14 protein-coding genes are annotated in these 19,442 nt (G+C 72.2%); 2 read left to right on the top strand and 12 right to left on the bottom strand.

Annotated features, from left to right (window positions below):
* Nucleotides 1-200: 200 nt before the first annotated feature.
* Nucleotides 201-3,833, top strand: a complete 3,633-nt coding sequence (locus tag ACFPIJ_RS15120; RefSeq protein ID WP_380115520.1) for a hypothetical protein — start codon at nt 201-203, stop codon at nt 3,831-3,833.
* A gap of 1,404 nt (nt 3,834-5,237) precedes the next feature.
* Here the strand turns inward: ACFPIJ_RS15120 and ACFPIJ_RS15125 are convergent.
* The 5 genes from ACFPIJ_RS15125 to ACFPIJ_RS15145 all read right to left on the bottom strand — a co-directional run bounded on the left by ACFPIJ_RS15125 (nt 5,238) and on the right by ACFPIJ_RS15145 (nt 11,536).
* On the bottom strand, nt 5,238-5,840 hold the full coding sequence (locus ACFPIJ_RS15125) for a GTP-binding protein (protein WP_203848113.1): 603 nt from the start codon (nt 5,838-5,840) through the stop codon (nt 5,238-5,240).
* On the bottom strand, nt 5,821-6,198 hold the full coding sequence (locus ACFPIJ_RS15130; protein ID WP_033358337.1) for a DUF742 domain-containing protein: 378 nt from the start codon (nt 6,196-6,198) through the stop codon (nt 5,821-5,823). The genes ACFPIJ_RS15125 and ACFPIJ_RS15130 overlap by 20 nt, the downstream gene beginning before the upstream one ends.
* A 98-nt stretch (nt 6,199-6,296) precedes the next feature.
* Nucleotides 6,297-6,701 carry a roadblock/LC7 domain-containing protein gene (locus tag ACFPIJ_RS15135; protein WP_033358336.1) on the bottom strand — a complete coding sequence of 135 codons (405 nt, stop codon included), beginning with the start codon at nt 6,699-6,701 and terminating at the stop codon, nt 6,297-6,299.
* Nucleotides 6,698-10,165: a sensor histidine kinase gene (locus tag ACFPIJ_RS15140; protein WP_380115522.1), complete on the bottom strand. Its 3,468-nt coding sequence runs from the start codon at nt 10,163-10,165 to the stop codon at nt 6,698-6,700. The genes ACFPIJ_RS15135 and ACFPIJ_RS15140 overlap by 4 nt, the downstream gene beginning before the upstream one ends.
* A 300-nt stretch (nt 10,166-10,465) precedes the next feature.
* Entirely contained in the window at nt 10,466-11,536 is a 1,071-nt protein-coding gene (locus ACFPIJ_RS15145) for an adenosine deaminase (protein WP_380115523.1), read from the bottom strand.
* Nucleotides 11,537-11,553: 17 nt separating this feature from the next.
* Between ACFPIJ_RS15145 and ACFPIJ_RS15150 the strand changes: the two genes are divergently transcribed.
* The gene (locus ACFPIJ_RS15150) at nt 11,554-12,378 is read left to right on the top strand and encodes a putative RNA methyltransferase (protein WP_380115524.1); all 825 of its coding nucleotides are present in this window, start codon (nt 11,554-11,556) and stop codon (nt 12,376-12,378) included.
* On the opposite strand, the gene ACFPIJ_RS15155 is transcribed toward ACFPIJ_RS15150, so the two are convergent.
* The 7 genes from ACFPIJ_RS15155 to ACFPIJ_RS15185 form a co-directional block, all read right to left on the bottom strand.
* Nucleotides 12,370-13,050 carry a DUF4272 domain-containing protein gene (locus ACFPIJ_RS15155; protein ID WP_380115525.1) on the bottom strand — a complete coding sequence of 227 codons (681 nt, stop codon included), beginning with the start codon at nt 13,048-13,050 and terminating at the stop codon, nt 12,370-12,372. The two genes, ACFPIJ_RS15150 and ACFPIJ_RS15155, sit on opposite strands and share 9 nt — an antisense overlap.
* Nucleotides 13,051-13,071: 21 nt before the next feature.
* Nucleotides 13,072-13,431, bottom strand: coding sequence for a cupin domain-containing protein (locus ACFPIJ_RS15160; RefSeq protein WP_380115526.1), 360 nt, complete (start codon nt 13,429-13,431; stop codon nt 13,072-13,074).
* Entirely contained in the window at nt 13,431-14,708 is a 1,278-nt protein-coding gene (locus tag ACFPIJ_RS15165; protein ID WP_380115528.1) for a thymidine phosphorylase, read from the bottom strand. Before ACFPIJ_RS15165 ends, ACFPIJ_RS15160 begins: the two co-directional genes overlap by 1 nt.
* A gap of 85 nt (nt 14,709-14,793) precedes the next feature.
* Complete coding sequence (locus ACFPIJ_RS15170) at nt 14,794-15,498, bottom strand: cytidine deaminase (protein WP_380115530.1); 705 nt, start codon at nt 15,496-15,498, stop codon at nt 14,794-14,796.
* 2 nt (nt 15,499-15,500) lie between these two features.
* Nucleotides 15,501-16,754 (bottom strand): ABC transporter permease, encoded by a 1,254-nt coding sequence (locus tag ACFPIJ_RS15175; RefSeq protein WP_380115531.1) that lies wholly within the window; start codon nt 16,752-16,754, stop codon nt 15,501-15,503.
* A complete protein-coding gene (locus ACFPIJ_RS15180) occupies nt 16,751-17,899 on the bottom strand; it encodes an ABC transporter permease (protein WP_380115532.1) in 1,149 nt (382 codons plus the stop codon). The genes ACFPIJ_RS15175 and ACFPIJ_RS15180 overlap by 4 nt, the downstream gene beginning before the upstream one ends.
* Complete coding sequence (locus ACFPIJ_RS15185) at nt 17,896-19,416, bottom strand: ABC transporter ATP-binding protein (RefSeq protein WP_380115534.1); 1,521 nt, start codon at nt 19,414-19,416, stop codon at nt 17,896-17,898. The genes ACFPIJ_RS15180 and ACFPIJ_RS15185 overlap by 4 nt, the downstream gene beginning before the upstream one ends.
* Between the last annotated feature and the right edge of the window lie 26 nt (nt 19,417-19,442).

The following is a 19,442-nucleotide window of genomic DNA, read 5'->3' on the forward strand; positions in this document are numbered from 1 at the left end:
TTGACCGGACGGGTGCGGCGCTGCGCGACGATCAGCCGATGACGGCATTCAACCGAAACGGCTGATCGCGTCACCCGCCCGCAACCTGTTTAGTAGAGGTCGTTCAGTTTGACCTGCGGCAACACACGGCGGGGCGCCGGGACACGCCCCCGCCGACGTGATGAAAGCTCAACTTGCTGTCCCGAGAGGAGGACGACGCGGTGGCGCTCGTTCGGGTGTACTGCGGTCTGGCGTCGGCTGATCTCGCCGAGCCGCAGTCAAGCTCCGAAATCTGGTTGACCGTCGCGGTCGTCGACGACGCCGGCCGACTCATCGACATCTGCGAGGTGAGCGACGACGCCGGCGGCTACGCCGAGCTCAGCGCGCTGCTCGCGCAACGCTCCGGCGGTCAGTCCGCCGTGGCGGTCGCGGCCGAGAGCGACGACCACGTCGTCACCCAGCTGCTCACCGCGGCCGGGCGCAACCTCGCCTTCACCGACGACGACTCGGCCGACGACTACGCCGAGCGCTTCGCGGACGACGAGTCGCCGGAGGAGATCCAGTCCAACGCCGCCGAGCGGCGCGCCGTGGGCCTCGCCCGCGCGCTGCAGGCCGGCGTGCTCTCCGCGGTCGGGCAGTCCCCGCCGCGCGACATGCTGCCGCTCAAGCCGGTCCTGGCCGCGCACGCCGCGGTCGTCTCCGGCCGCCAGAGCGCCGCCGCGACGCTGCGGGAGGTGCTGCGCGAGCTGTACCCGGCCGCGCTGCGCGCCTACCCGGACCCGGCCGAGACGATCCCGCTGGCGATCCTCGACGCGCTGCCGGAGCCCGGCATCCTCGGCGGCGGTGCCGCCGGCCGGAACCGGGACGCCCAGGTCGTCACGGAGCTCGCCGCCAACGGGGTCGCCGACGCCACCACCCTCGGCGAGGCCATCACCGCGCTGCGGGTCGCGATCGCCGAGACCCCCCGCCGCACCGGGGTCAACCGGGCGCTCACCGCCGCGGTCGCCGAGACCATCCGGCAGTCCGTCGCCGCGGTCCGCGCCTGCGACGCGGCCGCCGCCTCGCTCGTCGGCGTCCTCGCCGAGAAGATGAGCCCGTCGCGGCTGCAGCCGGGCCGCCAGCGCTCGCCGCTGACGCCGGTCGCGCCGCTGCGCGCCGCGCCGCCCGTGCCCACGTCCGCCCCGGGCTCCGCCGGTTCCCTCGGATCCGTCGCCGCCGTCGGGCAGGACGCGCCGCCGACCCGCAGCCGGGTCGCCGCCCGCGCCGCCGAGGCCGCCCGGGCCGCCGAGTCGACCGCCGCGCAGGCCACGCCCGCAGCCTTCGGGGCGGGAGCCCAGCCCGCTGCCGCCGGTGGACGCACCAACGCCGCCGCGGCCACCGGTGGCCGCCGCCGTGCGCAGACCCAGCCGCCCGCCCAGGCCCAGCCGCCGGCCGTTTCCGCGCCGCCGGCCGCCGCCTCGGGCCTGCCGTCGCGCCGTGGCGTCGTGTCCGGGCCGCCCGCGGCCGCCTCGACCCCGCCGGTGACCTCGACCCCGCCCGGCTACCAGCCCGCGGCCGCCGCGTTCGGCCAGCCGGTCACCTCGACCCCGCCGGGCTACGGCCAGCAGGTCCCGTCCGCGCCGCCGGCCTACGGCCAGCCCGTCACGTCCACGCCGCCGGGGTTCGGGCAGCAGGTCCCGTCCGCGCCGCCGGTGTACGGCCAGCCCGTCACGTCCACGCCGCCCGGCTACGGGCAGCAGGTCCCGTCCGCGCCGCCGGCCTACGGCCAGCCCGTGACCTCGACGCCGCCCGACTTCGGGCAGCCCGTCACGTCCACGCCGCCCGGTTACGGCGTGCCGTCCACGCCCCCGGCGTACGGGGTCAGCTCGACGCCCCCCGCCTACGGGGTCACCTCGACGCCGCCCGGCTACACAGCACCGCCCAGCTACTCGACGACCTTCCCGGGCGCGTTCGACAACACGGCCGCCGGTGGACCGGGTCAGCCGGTCGCCCCGCCGTACCAGCCGGCCGCGTACCAGCCGCCGGCACCGACGTACGCACCCGCGCCGCCGATCCCGCCGACGTACCAGCAGCAGCCGGTCCCGGCGTCGATGCAGTCGATCCCGGTGCCGCTGCAGCCCGCGCCGCCGCAGCCGGTGCCGGTCGCACCCCTGCCCGTCGCGCCCGCCCCGGTCGCACCGCCGCCGGTCGCACCGGCCCCGGTGATCCCGCCGCCGGCCGCGACCGAGCCGACGTTCGCCTCGCTGATGCCGACGCCCCCACCGGGCATCGCCCCGCTGCTCTCCGACGGTGGCTTCGACTTCACCCGCCCCTCCTCCGCGCCTCCGGCCGCGGCCCAGGAGAGCGACAGCGGCGCCATCCGGCTCAGTGACCTCAGCTCCCTCGGCGAGCCGCCGACCCTGGACCCGGCGACGCCGGCGCCCGGGACGCGGAGCAGCTGGCCGCTGAGCGGCGCCGAGGGTGCCGGCGCGTTCGACGGCGACCCGCTGCAGATGACGACGTCGGCGTTCGCGGTCGAGACCCCGGCTCCGTCGTTCTCATCGGAGGCTCCGTCGTTCTCGTCGGATCTGAGCAGCCTGCCGCGCCTGAGCGACCTGCCCAAGCCGCCGGTCGAGCTGCGCGACCTCGAGACCACCGGCGACTTCGGCCGCCGCGGCGCCACGGACACGGCCGACGCCGCCGGCCGCACCGAGCACGCGGAGCTGCTCAACCGCTCCGAGCTCAGCCGGTCCGAGCGCAACCGGGCGGACCGCAACCGCGCCGACCGCGACCCCTTGAACCACGCCGACCTGTCGACCTCGGAAGGCGACGCGGGTGCGGAGCCGAGCCGGGGGCGGCGCGGTAGCCGCGCCGACGAGGCAGCGTCAACCGCAAGATCCGAAGGCCGCCGCTCGGAGCGCTCGCGCGCCGAGGCCGCAGAGCCGTCGCGTTCCGAGCCTTCGCGTTCCGAGCCTTCACGTTCCGAGCCGGCGCGGTCCGAGCGGTCCCGCACGGAGATCCCGCGCAGCGAGCGGTCCCGGACCGAGATCCCGCGGTCCGAGCGCTCGCGCACCGAGATCCCGCGTAGCGAGCGGTCCCGGGCCGAGCGCCCGGTCGAGCTGCCCCGCCAGCGTGAGGGTCGCGTCCCGCCCCCGTGGCAGACCGGCGACCTGCCGGCCGAGCCCGCCGGTCTCCGCCTCGTCGAGCCCGCTCCCGTGCCGGACCCGGCGCTGAGCGGGTACTCCGACGAGCTGAGCGGGGAGTACAGCGGCGAGTTCCGCTTCGAGCCGCCCGCCCTCCGCCTCGTCGAGGGCCCGGCCGAACGCGCCACCGCCCGCAGCAACGGCACCGGCGCGGGCCGCAGCCGCCGCGCCGCCGCCGAACGCGCCGAGGCCACCGCGAAGCCCGCCGACGAGGCGGACGGTGACCTGTTGATATTCGCCGCGGCACGTTCCGCGTGGTTCACCGACTGGGACGCCGACAGCGAGACGGAGACCCCGGCCGAGCGCCCCGCCGTCAACTGGGACAACCAGAACGACTCCGCCTGGCGGGCCGCCGAGGAGGCCGCCCAGCCGAAGCTCGGCGACGAGACCTCAACCGGCCTGCCGCGGCGCGTGCCGCAGCAGAACCTGGTCCCCGGCTCTCCGATCAACTCCCCGGAGCGCCCGCTGCGCATCGTCCGCGACGCCGCGCAGATCGCCGCCCACACCACGGGCTACTTCCGTGGCTGGCGCCGGGGCCAGGAGGTCGGCGGGTTCGCCGTCGGCGGGCGCCCGGGCCGCGAGGCAGCCGGCGGCTGGGACTTCAGCCGCGAGCGCGAGGCCAGCCGGGAGTACCAGGAGCGCGAGTTCGAGTACCGCTCAGCCCGCCGCTGAGTGTTTGTGCACCACCGCAGGGTCGCCCTCTTCCGGGGGCGGCCCTGCGGCGTTTGTCGTGCCGCTGCGCATCGTCCGGCCGCCCGCACAGACGGCTCCTTCGATCTGCGAGATCACTTGGGTCTCGATTGCCGCCGGCTTTGAAGAAATTCCGACAAATCGCCCTAGTCGGGGCGATGGCAGTGCCGTCCCAGGGTCTAACAATCCTGTTCGCTTGATCGAAGGCGCCGGGCGGTCGCGTGGACGGCCACGGCATTCCTTCGATCACGCGTGGGGGCGGAGGATGCGCTCGGACGACAAGGAGCGTCGTAGTGGATCGGTGACGCAACGTCGACAATTGCGGCAGGCGGTGGACCCGGTGGCGTGTCGACGGAAGAATCGATGGCGCGGCACCAGAGTGGTCACCCCATCAAGCTCGGCCCAGTTCCAGTAGGGCCGCAATCCCGCCCAGACGCGCTGTGGTCGGCTGCGCGACCCGTCGCCACTATCCGTATACCCTTCGCACACCGTCGAACCGTCAGCGACCTCTCAGAGCTTCCCGGGCCAGGATGCCATCCGAGTTCGTCGCTGCGGCCCAACGCGCCCACCGGACGCGACGTAACCGCCCGACCCGACCAGCAGGCCGATCCCGCCCAACCAGCACACGATCACGGCCAGCTCTGCAAAGGAGACCGGCGAGCCAACCGGCCGGCGGACACCGCAACCGACCGCAGCAGATCTCGCAACCAAGCCCACGACAGACCCTGGTGTGAGGCCCCTGCGCGGACAGACCCCCGCGGACAGACCTCCGCGGACAGACCTCCGCGGACAGCCCCCCGCGGACAGCCCCTGCGCGAGCAGGCGACCCGAGCACAGCACCACACGCACAGGCCCGCTCGCCCTGACTGGCCGCACGAGCGAGACCCACGGGCGGGGCCCAGTCCACCCCGCCCTACCACGCCACGCCACGCCAGCACGGACTCGCACGCAGCGCCCACCCCGCCCACGCCACGCCACGCCACGCCACGCCACGCCACGCCACGCCACGCCAGCACGGACTCGCACACAGCGCCCACCCCGCCCACGCCACGCCAGCACGGACCCGCACGCAGTTCCACCCATCCACACGCCACACGCCACACGCCACGCCAACAAGACCCACACGCAGACCCCGCCCACCACACCACGCAAACCCGCACGCAGCAGACCGCGCGAGCAAGAACCTCACGCAGCAGACCGGGCGGCGAAGTTCCGAGTGAGCGGGATCAACCAGGTGCGGAGACCGGGGACAGGGCGTCGTGCGAGCAAGGGCGCGGCTGCACCCGGTGGACAGCGGGCGCAGACAGACGCGCGCACCGTGTCCGCCCTGCTGAGGAGGCGGACGCGGTGCGCGCGGAGACGTGCTGGAGAGGGGGTAGCAGGAGGTTACGCGGGGGCGGTCGCCCGGGTGCGGCGCATCGACAGGACGTACTCGACGAGGGAGATGAGCACGTTCTTCGTCGACTCCCGGGAGCGGGCGTCGCAGGAGACGACCGGGACGTCGCTGGAGATCGCGAGCGCCTCACGGACGTCGTCGGCGTTGTGATACTGCACGCCGTCGAAGCAGTTGATCGCGACGAGGTACGGCAGCCGCCGATGCTCGAAGAAGTCGATCGCGGCGAAACAGTCGGCGAGACGCCGGGTGTCCACCATGACGACAGCGCCGATGGCGCCGCGGACCAGTTCGTCCCACATGAACCAGAAACGGGTCTGGCCCGGCGTGCCGAACAGGTACAGGATCAGGTCACGGTCGATCGAGATACGACCGAAGTCCATCGCGACCGTGGTCGTCGTCTTGCCGGGGACATTGCGGGTGTCGTCCACACCGACGCCGGCGGACGTCATGATGGCCTCGGTGGTCAGCGGCGTGATCTCCGAGACCGAGCCGACCAGTGTGGTCTTGCCCACGCCGAACCCTCCGGCGATGACGATCTTCGCTGACGTGACCCGCCCTGGGCGGACTGCCACGTCAGAGCCTCCGAAGTCCACTCAGCACCCTCTCAAGCAGTTCTGTGCCCACCGACTCGTTTTCGTCGAGCGAGGTCGGCTCGTACACCGCGACCAGTCCGTCGGCAGCCATGTCCGCAACGATGACCCGCGCGACACCCAGCGGAAGCTGCATGCGCGCCGCGATCTCAGCGAGAGACTGCAAGCGACCGTCGCAAAGCGTGGAAATGTATTGCTGTTCTTGTCCGTGAGCACCGCCCGGCCGGGAGTTGGCCGCTCGACCACGCACGGTGGTCTCGACCAGCGCCTCAATCGCAATATCCAGCTTTGGCCGGGTGCGACCTCGGGTGACGGCGTACGGCCTGACCAACGCGCCGGTTGGTTCATCGCGCTCGGCCATGGTCGCCGTTCACCTCCTCACTCGTCGGGCGTCGTCAACAGCTAATGCGTCAACAGTTATGTCGTCATGAGCTAACGCGTAAAGCACCTAGTTCAGTTTCAGCCGAGCATCGACGCAGTCGGCCGGGGTGGCGGTGTCAGAGCGTCACCGACCCGGTCGACCAGCAACGCCATTTCGTATCCGACCTGACCGACGTCGCACGCACGGGCCGCGAGGACCGCGAACGAGGAGCCGTCGGAGATCGACATGAGGAAGAGGAAACCGTTGTCCATTTCGACGACGGTCTGCAGCACCGCCCCGCCCTCGAAGCAGCGGGAAGCGCCCTGCGTGAGGCTCACCAGACCGGAGGCGATCGCGGCGAGCTGGTCGCCCCGGTCGCGCGGCAGGTCACGAGAGGCGGCCAACAGCAGACCGTCTGCCGAGACGGCTACCGCGTGGGCGACGCCCGGCACTCGGTCCGCGAAGTTGGCGAGTAGCCAACCGAGATCCTGCGTAGATGTCATGCCTCTTGCTCCTTGCCAACCTGCGAGTTTTGAGGCCCGGCCGAAGTGGGCTCCGGGGTTTTCGAGTCGTCGGACCGGGTGCGGCCGCGCTGAACGCCTCGGTGATACGCGGACAACAGACCACGCACGGACTCCGGTGTGCGCCGGTGCACCGTGGCGGGGTTTTTCTCCACCCCACCGGGGACCAGCTGCGCCTGCGGCACGCGTTTTGGCAAACCCGTGTCGGTCGTCGCAAATTCCTGTTCCTCGGCGAGCGCGGCCGCCGCCTGCCATCCTTCGTCAGCCGCAGTCTGCCAGTTTACCGCCGGACCGCCGGATGTCCGGTCGGCCGAACCTCGCGAAGCTTCACCCGGAACCCGGGTTTCAAAACGCTGCGGCGGCACGTATGCCGTATCGCTGTAGGTCACCTCGACCGGCCGCGTCGCCGAGGCACCGTTGGACACCGGAGCCGGGGCCGGCGGTGCGGCAGGAGCGGGCGAAGCAGCGGCGACAGGTTCGTCGTCGAAGGTCGGGTGCTTGCTGGTGGTCTGGAACCAGGCCGACTCCAGCTCGCGGAAGATCGGCAGCTCCATCGTCTCGTCGACGAAGCGCTGGCGGGAGTCGCCGGCGTCGCTGTCGGAGGCCGAGGGGTCCCAGTCCAGGCGCACCCGCGGGATCTCCGCGGTCATGTCGACCGCCGGGTAGGCCTCGGGCTGCGGTGGCGCGTAGGCGTCCGCCTGCTGGGCCGCCGCGGCCGCATACCTGTCGGGCTGCGACGCGCCGGGCGCGGGCGCCGGGGACACCGGTGGCCAGGCGGGCGGTGCCGCCGCGGCCGGAGGCGGCCCACCGGCCGCGTACGCCGCGGGGGCGTCGTAGCCGCGCGGTCCGGGTGCCTCGGGGCGCTGCCGCGGGATCTGGCCACTGGCCTCGTCCTCGACCTCGCCGTCGACGTCCCAGTTCTCGTTGGCGCGGCGCTGCGGCAGCGGGTTGAGGTCGCCGGGCGACTGCCGGTCCTGGTCGCCGCTGACACCGGTCAGGTCCGACCAGGCGGGCAGGCTGCGAGCGGGTCCGGGTCCGGGTCCGACCGGCGGGCGGCCGCCGAAGCCACCGTCGCGCGGGCCGGGGCCGACCTCGCGGGGGCCGGGGCCCTGGCCGCCGGCGAAGCCCTCGCGGGGCGCCGGGCCGGACGGGCCCTGGCCGAAGCCGCCGCCGTCGTGGAAGGCGCTGGGTCCGCCACCGTACGGAGGCTGCCCGTTGCCCGCGGGCGGGATCTCCCGCCGCGGCGGGGCACCGTTGGCGAAGCCGTTGACCGTCGGCCGCTCGCCGGTGTGGCTACCGCCACCGAACAGACCGCTGCTGGTGAGCGTGCCGAAGCGCGGGCCGCCGTTGCCGCCGCCGACCGGAGCCGGACCGCTTTCCAGCGCGAGTGGCGAGGCGAGCGGGGAGCGCGGCGCGGGCGTCGACGGGATCGGCCGGGCCTGGACCATGTCGTTGGGACCGACGGCGGGCATGCCCGCGGTCGGCATGCCGGCGTTGGCGCGGCCGGACAGCGCCCGCGGCACCAGGACCCCGGCGGGCAGCGTCATGTCGGCGATGGTGCCGCGCTCACGCGCGGCCCGCAGCTCGACCTTGACGCCGTGCCGGGCGGCCAGCCGGGCGACCACGACGAGGCCCATCATCCGGGAGACGGCGACGTCGACCATCGGCGGGTTGGCGAGGCGGTCGTTGAGCTCGTTGAGCTGCTCGGGCGAGACGCCGATGCCGTGGTCCTCGACGAGGAGGACGGAGCGGTCGCCGACGCGGCGGGCCTCCACGATGACCGCCGAGTCCGGCGGGGAGAAGGCGGTCGCGTTGTCGAGCAGCTCGGCGACCAGGTGGACCATGTCGTTGACCGCGTGGGCCGCGATCTCGATGTCCCGGTCGATCATGCCGAACTCGATGCGCGTGTAGTGCTCGACCTCGGACTGCGCGGCGCGGAGCACGTCCATGAGCGGCGCGGGCTCGCGCTGGATGCGGGTCGAGTCGGCGCCGGCGAGGACCAGGAGGTTCTCGTCGTTACGGCGCATCCGGGTGGCCAGGTGGTCGAGCTGGAAGAGCTCGGCCAGCCGGTCCGGGTCCTCCTCGCCGCGCTCCAGGCGGTCCAGGTGACCGATGAGCCGGTCGACCAGGATCTGGGAGCGGCGGGCGAGGTTGACGAACATCGTCGCGACGCTGGCCCGCAGGGCGGCCTGCTCGGCCGCGGTCCGGACGGCTTCCAGGTGGACGGCGTTGAACGCCTCGGCCACCTGGCCGAACTCGTCGCGACTTCGGACCGGCAGCGGCTCGGCGATCTGCAGCGCAAGCTGGTGCGGCGACATCTGACCGGCGAGTGCCGGGTCACGCAGTCGCTGGACGGCCTGGGGCAGCCCGTACTGCGCGACGGTGAGCGCGCCGTGGCGCAGCTCCCGCAGCGAGCGGGCCATGGACCGGGCCACGATCCAGGCGAAGAGGATGGCGAGCAGCAGCATGCCCAGCAGGGCGCCGGCGGTGACGAGCACCTGGCGCTGCAGGTCGTTGCGGTGCGCCGTGGCGGACTCGATGTTGTGCTCGTCGAACTCGATCTCGATGCCGCGCAACAGGTTGGTCTTGTTCACCATCGCGTTGTCCCAGTTGGCAACGCTGAAGATGCCGCCGGGCAGTGCCTCGGTGGTGAGCGGGGTGAGCTGGCCCTCGAACTTGGCGGCCTCGCGCAGGTCTGAGCCGGCGATCTTCTTGTCGAACAGGTCGCGGTGCCACGGCTCGGAGACGACCCGGAACTGCTCCTCGGCCTGTTCCTGGCCGTTGAGCGCGGCGTCGAACTCCTTGCGCAGCTGCGGGGTGAACGCCTTGGTGGTGAGGACCCGCAGCACGACGACCCGCTCGAGGGAGACCTGCTCCTTCATCTCGGAGATCGCCGCGGCGGCGCGCATGTCGGCGCCGAGCGCCGGGTTGTTGGACAGTTCGGCCGCGGCGTCGCGGATGCTCAGCAGGTCGTCGATCAGCGTGCGATAGCGGCTGACGACGGTGCTGGCCAGGATTTCCTTGCCGCCCTCGGAGATCTGCTTGCGCATGCCGGGCAGGTCGAGCAACTGGATGTCGATCGCCGCGAGCTGCTTGCGGAAGTCCTCCGGCGGGTCGGCCAGGCCGGACCGGGTGAGCCGGTAGTCCTTGCTCGCGTCCTCGGACTTCTGGATCTGGCGCTCGAACGTGGCGCGCGCCTCGACGTCGGCCGGCGTGCTGATCACACCGAGCAGCAGCGCCGCGTTGGCGCGCTCGCTCTGCAGCTCATGCACGAGGGCCGAGGCCTGGGCCGACAACCCGGAAAGGGTGCGCGCCCGGTCGGCGTCGTTGGCCTGACCGATGTTGTTGACCAGGCCGTTCGTGCCGACCACGATCGTCGCGATGATGGGGACGATCATGATCAGGCCGAGCTTCGACCAGATCGGCAGGTCTCGGAGCCGGCCCACCGGGAGACGCAGACGCGACGAGACCGGCTCCCGCGTCGTTGGCCGTTTGCTCACTTCACCGCCCTCCGAACCGGGGCCTTGTGAAACAGCAGGCACCCGCGACCGGCCGACCCTACTGGGCCAGACCTCCGAGATTCCACCATGTCCCGTCGCAAGAAGAAAGCCCAGGCCTCCCGCTAGCCGTTATGTACGGAGTAACGAAATTCGTCCGTTTATCAGGCGCTTCACCCGATCATCCCGTTACGCTGGGCGATTTACCCGATGCACGCAGATGATGACGCCTGACAAATACGGACAAAATTACGACATCAACTTCGCGTACGCGGGCTTGATGACGTCATTGATCAACGACAGGCGCTCATCAAACGGAATGAACGCGCTCTTCATTGCATTCACCGTGAACCACTGCAATTCGGACCAGCCGTAGCCGAAGGCCTCCACCAGCAGCGCCATCTCGCGGCTCATCGAGGTCCCGCTCATCAGCCGGTTGTCGGTGTTGACCGTGACCCGGAAGCGCAGGTCACGGAGCAACCCGATCGGGTGCTCCCGGATCGAGGCGGCGGCGCCGGTCTGGACGTTGGACGACGGGCAGAGCTCCAGCGGGATGCGCTTGTCCCGCACATACGCGGCCAGCCGACCGAGGGAATTGTCGGCCGCGACGTCGTCGACGATGCGCACACCGTGTCCGAGCCGGTCCGCGCCGCACCACTGGATCGCCTGCCAGATGGACGGCAGGCCGAACGCCTCGCCGGCGTGGATGGTGAAATGCGAGTTCTCGCGCTGGAGGTATTCGAAGGCGTCCAGGTGCCGGGTGGGCGGGTACCCCGCCTCCGCGCCGGCGATGTCGAAGCCGACCACCCCGGCGTCGCGGTACTGCACCGACAGTTCGGCGATCTCCATGGAACGGGCCGCGTGCCGCATCGCGGTCAGCAGCGTGCCGACCCGGATCGGGCTGCCGGCGGCGGCCGCCTCGGCGGAGCCCTCCCGGAAGCCGTCCAGGACCGCCTCGACCACCTCGCTCAGCACGAGGCCCTGGGCCAGATGCTGCTCGGGCGCGAACCGGACCTCCGCGTAGACCACGCCGTCGGCGGCGAGGTCCAGGGCGCACTCCCGGGCGACCCTGACCAGGGATTCCCGGGTCTGCATCACCGCGACCGTGTGCGCGAACGTCTCCAGATACCGCTCCAGCGAGCCGGAGTCCGCCGCCGCGACGAACCACTCCGCGAGCCCGTCCGGGGTCGCGGCGGGCAGCTCGTGGCTGATGCCGGCGGCGAGGTCGAGGATGGTGGCGGGGCGCAGGCCCCCGTCGAGGTGGTCGTGGAGGAGTGCCTTCGGCGCGCGACGGATCTCGTCGTAGATGGGTGCAACCATGGAACGACACTAGTAGCGTGCACGCTTCCGTCATCACACATCTGCGGTGTCCGGTCTGTGCCGGACCGCTCACGGCCGCGGACCGGGCGCTGCGCTGCGCTGCGGGTCACTCGTTCGACGTCGCGCGGCAGGGCTACGTGGACCTGACCGCGGGGCGGACGGTGCACGCCGGCGACAGCGCCGACATGGTCGCGGCCCGGGAGTCACTGCTGGACGCCGGACACTTCGACCTCGTGTCCGACGCCGTCGCAAAAGCCGCGGGAGGTGTACGGGGAGCAGGGCTGATCCTGGAGGTCGGGGCCGGGACCGGCCGGTACCTGTCCCGCGCCCTCGGCCCGGACCGGGTGGGCCTGGCCGTGGACGTGTCAAAACCGGCGCTGCGCCGCGCGGCCAGGATCGACCCCCGGGTCGGCGCGGTCCGCGCCGACGTGTGGCAGGGCCTGCCGGTCCGCGACGCGACCGCCGACGTGATCCTGGACATCTTCGCGCCACGCTCCGGCGCGGAGTTCGCCCGCGTGCTGCGCCCGGACGGCGCCCTGGTGGTGGTCACCCCGGCCCCCGGGCACCTCGCCGAGCTGGTGGCGGCGCTGGGCATGGTCGGCGTCGACCCGGCCAAGCCCGAACGCCTCGCGGCGGGCCTGCGCCCCTGGTTCACCCTCGCCGGCACCGTCCCCCTGCGCGCGGAGCTGGCGCTGGACCGCGCCGCGGCGGCCGCACTCGTCGGGATGGGCCCGAGCGCGTGGCACACCGACCCGGCAAAGGTCACCGCCACCCTGGCCGCGATGCCCGAACCGATCATCGCCACCCTGGAGGTACAGCTGAGCACCTGGACCCTAGGTTGACAGGTCGACGTCCTCCCAGCCGGGCGGGTCGCCGTGGTAGGGGCCGGTGAAGACGACCGCCCATTCGAGCGCCCAGCGGCGCTGGCCGATGGAGTTGGAGTCGATCTGGCCCGGCAGCGGCAGCCGGCGGCGCTCCGCCTCCAGATATGACCAGTCCAGGCAGTAATAGAGGTCAAGTTGCGTCGCGGCGTCGCCCGCACCGCGGGGCGCGGCCAGGGTGCGCTGCCGCCACGCCGCGAAGGTCTCCCCCTGCGGCAGGTTCGGCAGGCGTTCCATGAGCCCTTCGGCGGAGGGCAGCAGCGGGTCGAGGTCCATGGCGATGCCGAGCAGCCAGGACAGCGCGAAGAGCGCCTCCAGGTGCAGCGCGAAGGAGCGCTCGTCGCCGTCGCCCTCGGCGACGAACTGCCACTCGGGCGCGGTCAGCCGCTCCTCCAGCCGGGCCTCGCGCAGCCACCCGGTCGCCAGCTGGGACGGCATGCCGAAGGCCCGGGCGAGCACGACGTTGAGGATCGCGGCGCGGGCCTCGATCTCCTCGCCCGGGCGCAGCTCCACCAGGTCGCCCGGCTCCCAGGCCAGAGGGAAGTTCGGTGGTGGCAGGGGCAGCCGCAGGCGGTGCAGCGCTTCGAGGCTCGCCTCCCGCACCCGCTGCGGATCCGGGGACGTGACGGTCACCCGCGCACTGTAGCCGCCGGCTCAGTCAGCGTCTCGACGGGCCAGGTCCGGTCCGAAGGCGGGGAGACACACGGCGACGTACTCGGCGCCCTCCGCGGTCGGGGTGGTGTAGCGGACCCGTTCCCCCGCGCGGGTGACAAGGGCCTGACCTGCCTCGACGTCGAAGTGGCCGGCGTCGTGCTCGACCCGGACCGTGCCGCGGAGCACGATCGTGTACTCGTCGAACTCGGGCGTCTGGAACGGCTCCGTCCAGCCACCGGGCGCGAGCATCCGGGCGATCGACACCGCCGAGTCGCCGGAGTTGACCCGGCCGACGTACTCGTCGATGACCTTGCCGCCGGGAACGGGGATCTGGGTCGGGGCTTTGATGATTTCGGGCATCAGGAGATCCTGTCGAGAATCAGCGGTCGGGAGGGTGGCGGTGTCTCCGCCAGTGTGACCGCGTCACGGGCCACGGACAGCGCCGCGGGCAGCTTGCTGGCGTCCTCGGCGCGCAGTTCCATGATCACATCGCCGGCCCGGACCGCCTCGCCGGGCTTGCGGTGCAGGATGATGCCGGCCGAAGCACTGACCGGGTCCTCCTTGCGGGCCCGGCCCGCGCCGAGGCGCCAGGCGGCCACGCCGACGGCGTACGCGTCCATGGTGGCCACGAAACCGTCGCGGGCGGCGGTGATCGTCTCGACCTCGTTGGCCACGGGCAGCGGCGCGTCCGGGTCGCCGCCCTGGGCCCGCACGAGGGCCCGCCACGAGTCCATGGCCCGCCCGTCGGCGATCGCCGCGAGGGGGTCGACGTCGCCGAGACCGGCCGCGTCGAGCATCTCCCGGGCCAGCGCCAGGGTCAGTGCGACGACGTCCTGCGGACCACCGCCGGCGAGGACCTCCAGGGACTCCTCGACCTCCAGGGAGTGCCCGACGGTCCGGCCGAGCGGGACCTCCATGTCGGTGAGCAGGGCGACGGTGGTCACGCCGTGGGCCTTGCCCAGCTCGACCATCGTGCGGGCGAGCTCGCGGGCGTCGGCGACCTGGCGCATGAAGGCGCCGGAGCCGAACTTCACGTCGAGGACGAGCGCGCCGGTGCCCTCGGCGATCTTCTTGCTCATGATCGAGCTGGCGATCAGCGGGATCGCCTCGACGGTGCCGGTGACGTCGCGCAGCGCGTACAGCTTGCGGTCGGCGGGCGCGAGACCCTCGCCGGCGGCGCAGATCGCGGCGCCGACGGTGCGCAGTTGCTCGACGAACGCCTCGTTGGACAGCTTGGTGCCGAAGCCGGCGACCGCCTCGAGCTTGTCGAGGGTGCCGCCGGTGTGGCCCAGGCCGCGGCCGGACAGCTGCGGCACCGCCGCGCCGCACGCGGCGACCAGCGGGGTCAGCGGCAGCGTGATCTTGTCGCCGACGCCCCCGGTGGAGTGCTTGTCCACGGTCGGACGGCCGACCCCGGACAGGTCCAGCCGCTCCCCCGAGGCGATCATGGCCGCGGTCCAGCGGGCGATCTCACCGGCGGTCATGCCGTTGAGCAGGATCGCCATGGCGAGCGCCGACATCTGCTCGTCGGCCACGACACCCCTGGTGTAGGCGTCGACGACCCAGTCGATCTGCGCGTCGCTCAGCACGCCCTTGTCCCGCTTGGCGCGGATGACGTCCACCGCAGCGAAGCTCATGCCGTCACCTCCGCTGCGCTCCGGCGCCGGCCCGAGCCGACACTGTGCCCATGATTCGCGGCTCCTCCGCTGCGCTCCGGCCCGCTCATGCCGTACTCCAGTCCTGCTCGATGCCGGCCGGTCGGGGGGTGTCCCCGGCCCACCTGGGAATGCCCTGCGCGTCCACCACGATCACCCGCGGCGTCCGGATCCGGCCCCAGGCGACCCCCTCGTCGGCGGTGGCCCAGGTCGGCCCCTCCTCCAGGATGCCCGCGGGCTCGTCCTCGGCGGCACCGGACGAGCGCTCCCAGTAGCCGGTCCAGACCTGCCGTCCGTCGGCCACGTCGGGGTGTACGAACACCGTGCCCGTGCCGATCGTCAAAGCCAGCGCGGCCGGGACCGAGGGACCCGGTGCCGCGATCCGGCCCAGATCGGTGTCGTCGAACGCGTGCGGCAGCAGCGCCGACATCGGCAGCGGGCCGTCGGCGTGGTCGATGAGGCAGTCCGGGCCGCCGTGCTCCCACAGCAGCTGCCGGCACCGGCCGCACGGCATGAGCGGCCGCCCGTCGCCGTCGACGCACGCGAGGGCGACCAGCCGCCCGCCGCCGGTGACCTGGAGGTTGGAGACCAGGCCGCACTCGGCGCACAGGCCGAGGCCGTAGGAGGCGTTCTCGACGTTGCAGCCGACGACGACCCTGCCGTCGTCGACCAGCGCGGCCGCGCCGACCGGAAACTTGGAATACGGCGCGTAGGCGCGCGCCATCACGGTGACAGCCGCCCGGCGCAGCGCCACCCAGTCAACGTCCGTCACGCTCAGCCTCCACGCCGGTACGGCTTGCCGTCCGCAGCGGGTGGTCGCAGGCGCTGGGCCGCGAGCGCCAGCACCACCAGCACCGTGATGTAGGGCGCGGCCTGCACCAGCGCCGTCGGGATCTTGTCCACAGAGAAGAACAATACGTAGGAGAGCACGCCGAGGACGGCGGAAGAGATCGCCACGACCCGGTTGCGCCGGATGAACTCCCACACCGCGAGGGCCAGCAGCAGCGCACCGACCAGGATCAGCAGGGCGTGCACGGACTCGCTGCCGCGCCGCAGCTGCAGCGCGTCGGTGTAGCCGAACAGCGAGGCGCCGACCGCGAGGCCGCCCGGCCGCCAGTTGCCGAAGATCATCGCGGCGAGGCCGATGTACCCGCGGCCGCCGGTCTGCCCCTCGCGGTAGATCGCGGACGTGACCGTGGACAGGTACACGCCGCCGAGCCCGGCCATCGCGCCGGAGATCACCACGCCGTAGTACTTGTAGCGGTAGACGTTGAGACCGAGGCTCTCCGCCGCCTGGGGGTCCTCGCCGACCGACCGGACCCGCAGGCCGAACGCGGTCTTCCACAGGATCCACGCGGTGAGCGGGATGAGCAGCACGGCGAGGATCGTCACCAGCGACACCTCGTGCAGCAGGCCGCGCAGCACCCCGGCGATGTCGCTGACCAGGAACCACTGGTGTTCCTCGAGGCCCTTGAGGCTGTTGATGCCGGGCACCGACAGGCGCGGCACCTGGTCCACGACCTGCGGGGACTGGGTCGCGCCGGCGCTGCCCCAGGTGATGTAGGAGAGGTACCGCACGACGCCGGGCGCCAGGATCGTCATCGCGACGCCGGAGATGATGTGGTCGACGCCGAACGTGACCGTGGCGACCGCGTGGACGAGGCCGCCGACGGCGCCGCCGAGGATGCCGATGAGCAGACCGATCCACGGCCCGAACTCCAGGCTGCCCCACGCGCCGAACCAGGTGCCGAGGATCATCTGGCCCTCGAGGCCGATGTTGACCACGCCGGCGCGCTCCGCCCAGAGGCCGCCGAGACCGGCGAGCCCGAGGGGGACCGCCGCCTGGAGCGCGGCCTGGATGGCGCCGGACGACGTGACGTCGGGGGCGTTGGCGAGCTGGTGGACCAGGGACAGCCCGACCAGCGCACCGGCGACGATGAGCAGGATCGTGCTGGTGGACATGCGCCGGCTTCGGGGTTTCGCCGCGGGCTGCGCCGCCGCCGCCGAGAGCGTCGTGTCGGTGCTCACTTCGACTCCTCCACTACCTCGGCTACTGCCGGGGCGGCCGCGGCGGTGGCCACGCCGACCCGCCGTTGCTGCGCCCGCCGGCCGATGCGGGCCGCGAGCTCGTAGGCGATGACGACCGACAGGACGGTGACGCCCTGCATGATCAGGATGATCTCCTTGGGGATCCCGTCGAGGTCGAGGATGATCTGCGAGCTCGCCAGGAAGCCCCACAGGATCGCGCCGAGGGCCATGCCGATCGGGTGGTTGCGGCCGAGCAGGGCCACGGCGATGCCGGTGAACCCGATGCCGCCGAAGCCCTCCGTGTAGGTGTGGCTCTCCCCGAGCATCCGGGGGAGGTTGACCAGCCCGGCGACGGCGCCGGAGATCAGCATCGCGGTGATCACCATGCGCTTGGCGTTGACGCCGCTGGCGACCGCCGCGAAGGGGTTGTAGCCGGTGGCCCGCAGGTCGAAGCCGAAGCGGGTCCGGTTGATCACGAACCAGTACGCGGCGCCGAGGAACACCGCGACGGCGAAGAAGCCGAGCACCTTCTGGTCGGTGCCGGAGATGATCGGCAGGCCCGGCATCCAGGAGTTCTCCGGCAGGATGCCGGTGGTCTTGATCTGCGCGCCGGGCTCGGTGACGCCCCAGTGGTCGTTGAGCAGCCAGGTGACGACCAGGCCGCCGATCGCGTTGAGCATCAGCGTGGAGATGACCTCGCTGACCCCGCGCTGGGTCTTGAGCAGCGCGGCGATCGACGCCCACGCCGCGCCGACGATCATCGCGACCACGACGATGAGCACGATGCGCAGGCCACCGGGCATCCAGTCCATGAACGACGCGCTGGCCAGGGCGCCGGCGAAGAACGCGGCGACCTTGGACTGCCCCTCGACGCCGATGTTGAACAGGCCCATCTTGAAGCCGAACGCCACCGCGACGGCGGCGATGTAGAGCTCGCTGGCCTTGTTGAGGATCTCGACCTTCTGGTCGGGCTGCGTGCCGAACTCGTACATGTGCTGGAACGCGGTCAGGGGGTCCTTGTCGCTGATCAGCAGGGCGATCGAGGAGATCGCGGCGGCGATGACGAGCGCGGCGACCGGCGCGATCAGCTGCGGCAGCAGCTTCCCGACATCGATGCGCCGGGCGCCGACGGCGGCCGTGGTCATGAAGGGGTCTCCTCACCAGTTGCGCCGGTCATGGCGACGCCGAGCTGCTCGGGGGTGACGGTCGACGGGTCGGCGTCGGCCACCAGCCGCCCACCGTAGATCACCTTCAGCGCGTCGGACAGGCCGATCAGCTCGTCCAGATCGGCCGAGATGAGCAGCACGCCCATGCCGGCGATCCGGGCGTTGCGGATGTGGTCCCAGATGGCGGCCTGGGCGCCGACGTCCACCCCGCGGGTCGGATGAGCGGCGATGAGGACCTTGGGCTGGTGGCTCATCTCCCGGCCGACGATGAGTTTCTGCTGGTTGCCGCCGGACAGCGCGACCGCGGCGACGTCGATGCTCGGCGTGCGCACGTCGTATTCGGCGACGATCCGGGTGGTGTCGCGGCGGGCGCCGCCGACGTTGATCAGGAAGCCCTTGGCGTTGGGCGGCTCGGTCTGGTGGCCCAGGATGCGGTTCTCCCAGAGCGGCGCGTCGAGCAGCAGGCCCTGGCGGTGCCGGTCCTCCGGGATGTAGCCGAGGCCGGCCTCGCGGCGCCGGCGGGTGTCCCACCCGGCGATCGCGACACCGTCGAGCTCGACGGTGCCGGAGGAGGCGCGCATGCCGATGATCGCCTCGGCGAGCTCGGCCTGGCCGTTGCCCTCGACGCCGGCGATGCCGACGACCTCGCCCTGGTGGATCGTGAAGGTGGCGTCGTCCACGATCGGCCGGCCGTCGGGGCCGCGGACCGTGAGCCCCCGCACGACCAGGACCGGCACGTCGGTGACGGTGGACTCGCGGGCCTCGGGGCTGGGCAGCTCGCTGCCGACCATGAGGGTCGCCAGCTGGCGGGCGGTGACCTGGTCGGGCTTGACGGACGCGACCGTGGTGCCGCGCCGGATGACGGTGATGTCGTCGGCGACGCCGCGGACCTCGTCGAGCTTGTGCGAGATGAACAGCACGGTCAGGCCCTCGCGGATGAGCTCGCGCAGGTTGCCGAAGAGCTCGTCGACCTCCTGCGGGACCAGCACCGCGGTCGGCTCGTCGAGGATGAGGATGCGGGCGCCGCGGTAGAGGACCTTGAGGATCTCGACCCGCTGGCGGTCGCCGACGCCGAGGTCCTCGACCAGCGCGTCGGGCTCGACGCCCAGCCCGTAGCGCTGCGAGATTTCGGTGATCTTGCTCTTGGCCTGGGTGCCGATGCCGTGCAGCTTCTCGGCGCCGAGGACCACGTTCTCCGTGACCGTGAAGTTGTCGGCGAGCATGAAGTGCTGGTGCACCATGCCGATGCCGACCTCGATCGCCCCCTGCGGCGAGGAGAACTTCACCGGGTTGCCCTCGATGAGGATCTCGCCCTCGTCCGGCGGCTGCATGCCGTAGAGGATCTTCATGAGGGTCGACTTGCCGGCACCGTTCTCACCGACGATCGCGTGGATCGTGCCCTTGCGGACGGTGAGGTTGACGTCGGAGTTCGCCACGACGCCGGGGAACCGCTTGGTGATCCCCTTCAGCTCGACGGCGGGTGGGTCCGCGGTCACGAGAGGCTCCTTCAACAAGTGATGGC

Source organism: Dactylosporangium cerinum (genome assembly GCF_042653625.1).
GTDB classification, from domain to species: Bacteria; Actinomycetota; Actinomycetes; order Mycobacteriales; family Micromonosporaceae; genus Dactylosporangium; species Dactylosporangium cerinum.

Coding starts and splice junctions, on each gene's coding strand:
- ACFPIJ_RS15130 (WP_033358337.1), bottom strand. CDS start 6,198: ATGGCCGAGCGCGATGAACCAACCGGCGCGTTGGTCAGGCCGTACGCC.
- ACFPIJ_RS15135 (WP_033358336.1), bottom strand. CDS start 6,701: ATGACATCTACGCAGGATCTCGGTTGGCTACTCGCCAACTTCGCGGAC.
- ACFPIJ_RS15145 (WP_380115523.1), bottom strand. CDS start 11,536: ATGGTTGCACCCATCTACGACGAGATCCGTCGCGCGCCGAAGGCACTC.
- ACFPIJ_RS15160 (WP_380115526.1), bottom strand. CDS start 13,431: ATGCCCGAAATCATCAAAGCCCCGACCCAGATCCCCGTTCCCGGCGGC.
- ACFPIJ_RS15165 (WP_380115528.1), bottom strand. CDS start 14,708: ATGAGCTTCGCTGCGGTGGACGTCATCCGCGCCAAGCGGGACAAGGGC.
- ACFPIJ_RS15180 (WP_380115532.1), bottom strand. CDS start 17,899: ATGACCACGGCCGCCGTCGGCGCCCGGCGCATCGATGTCGGGAAGCTG.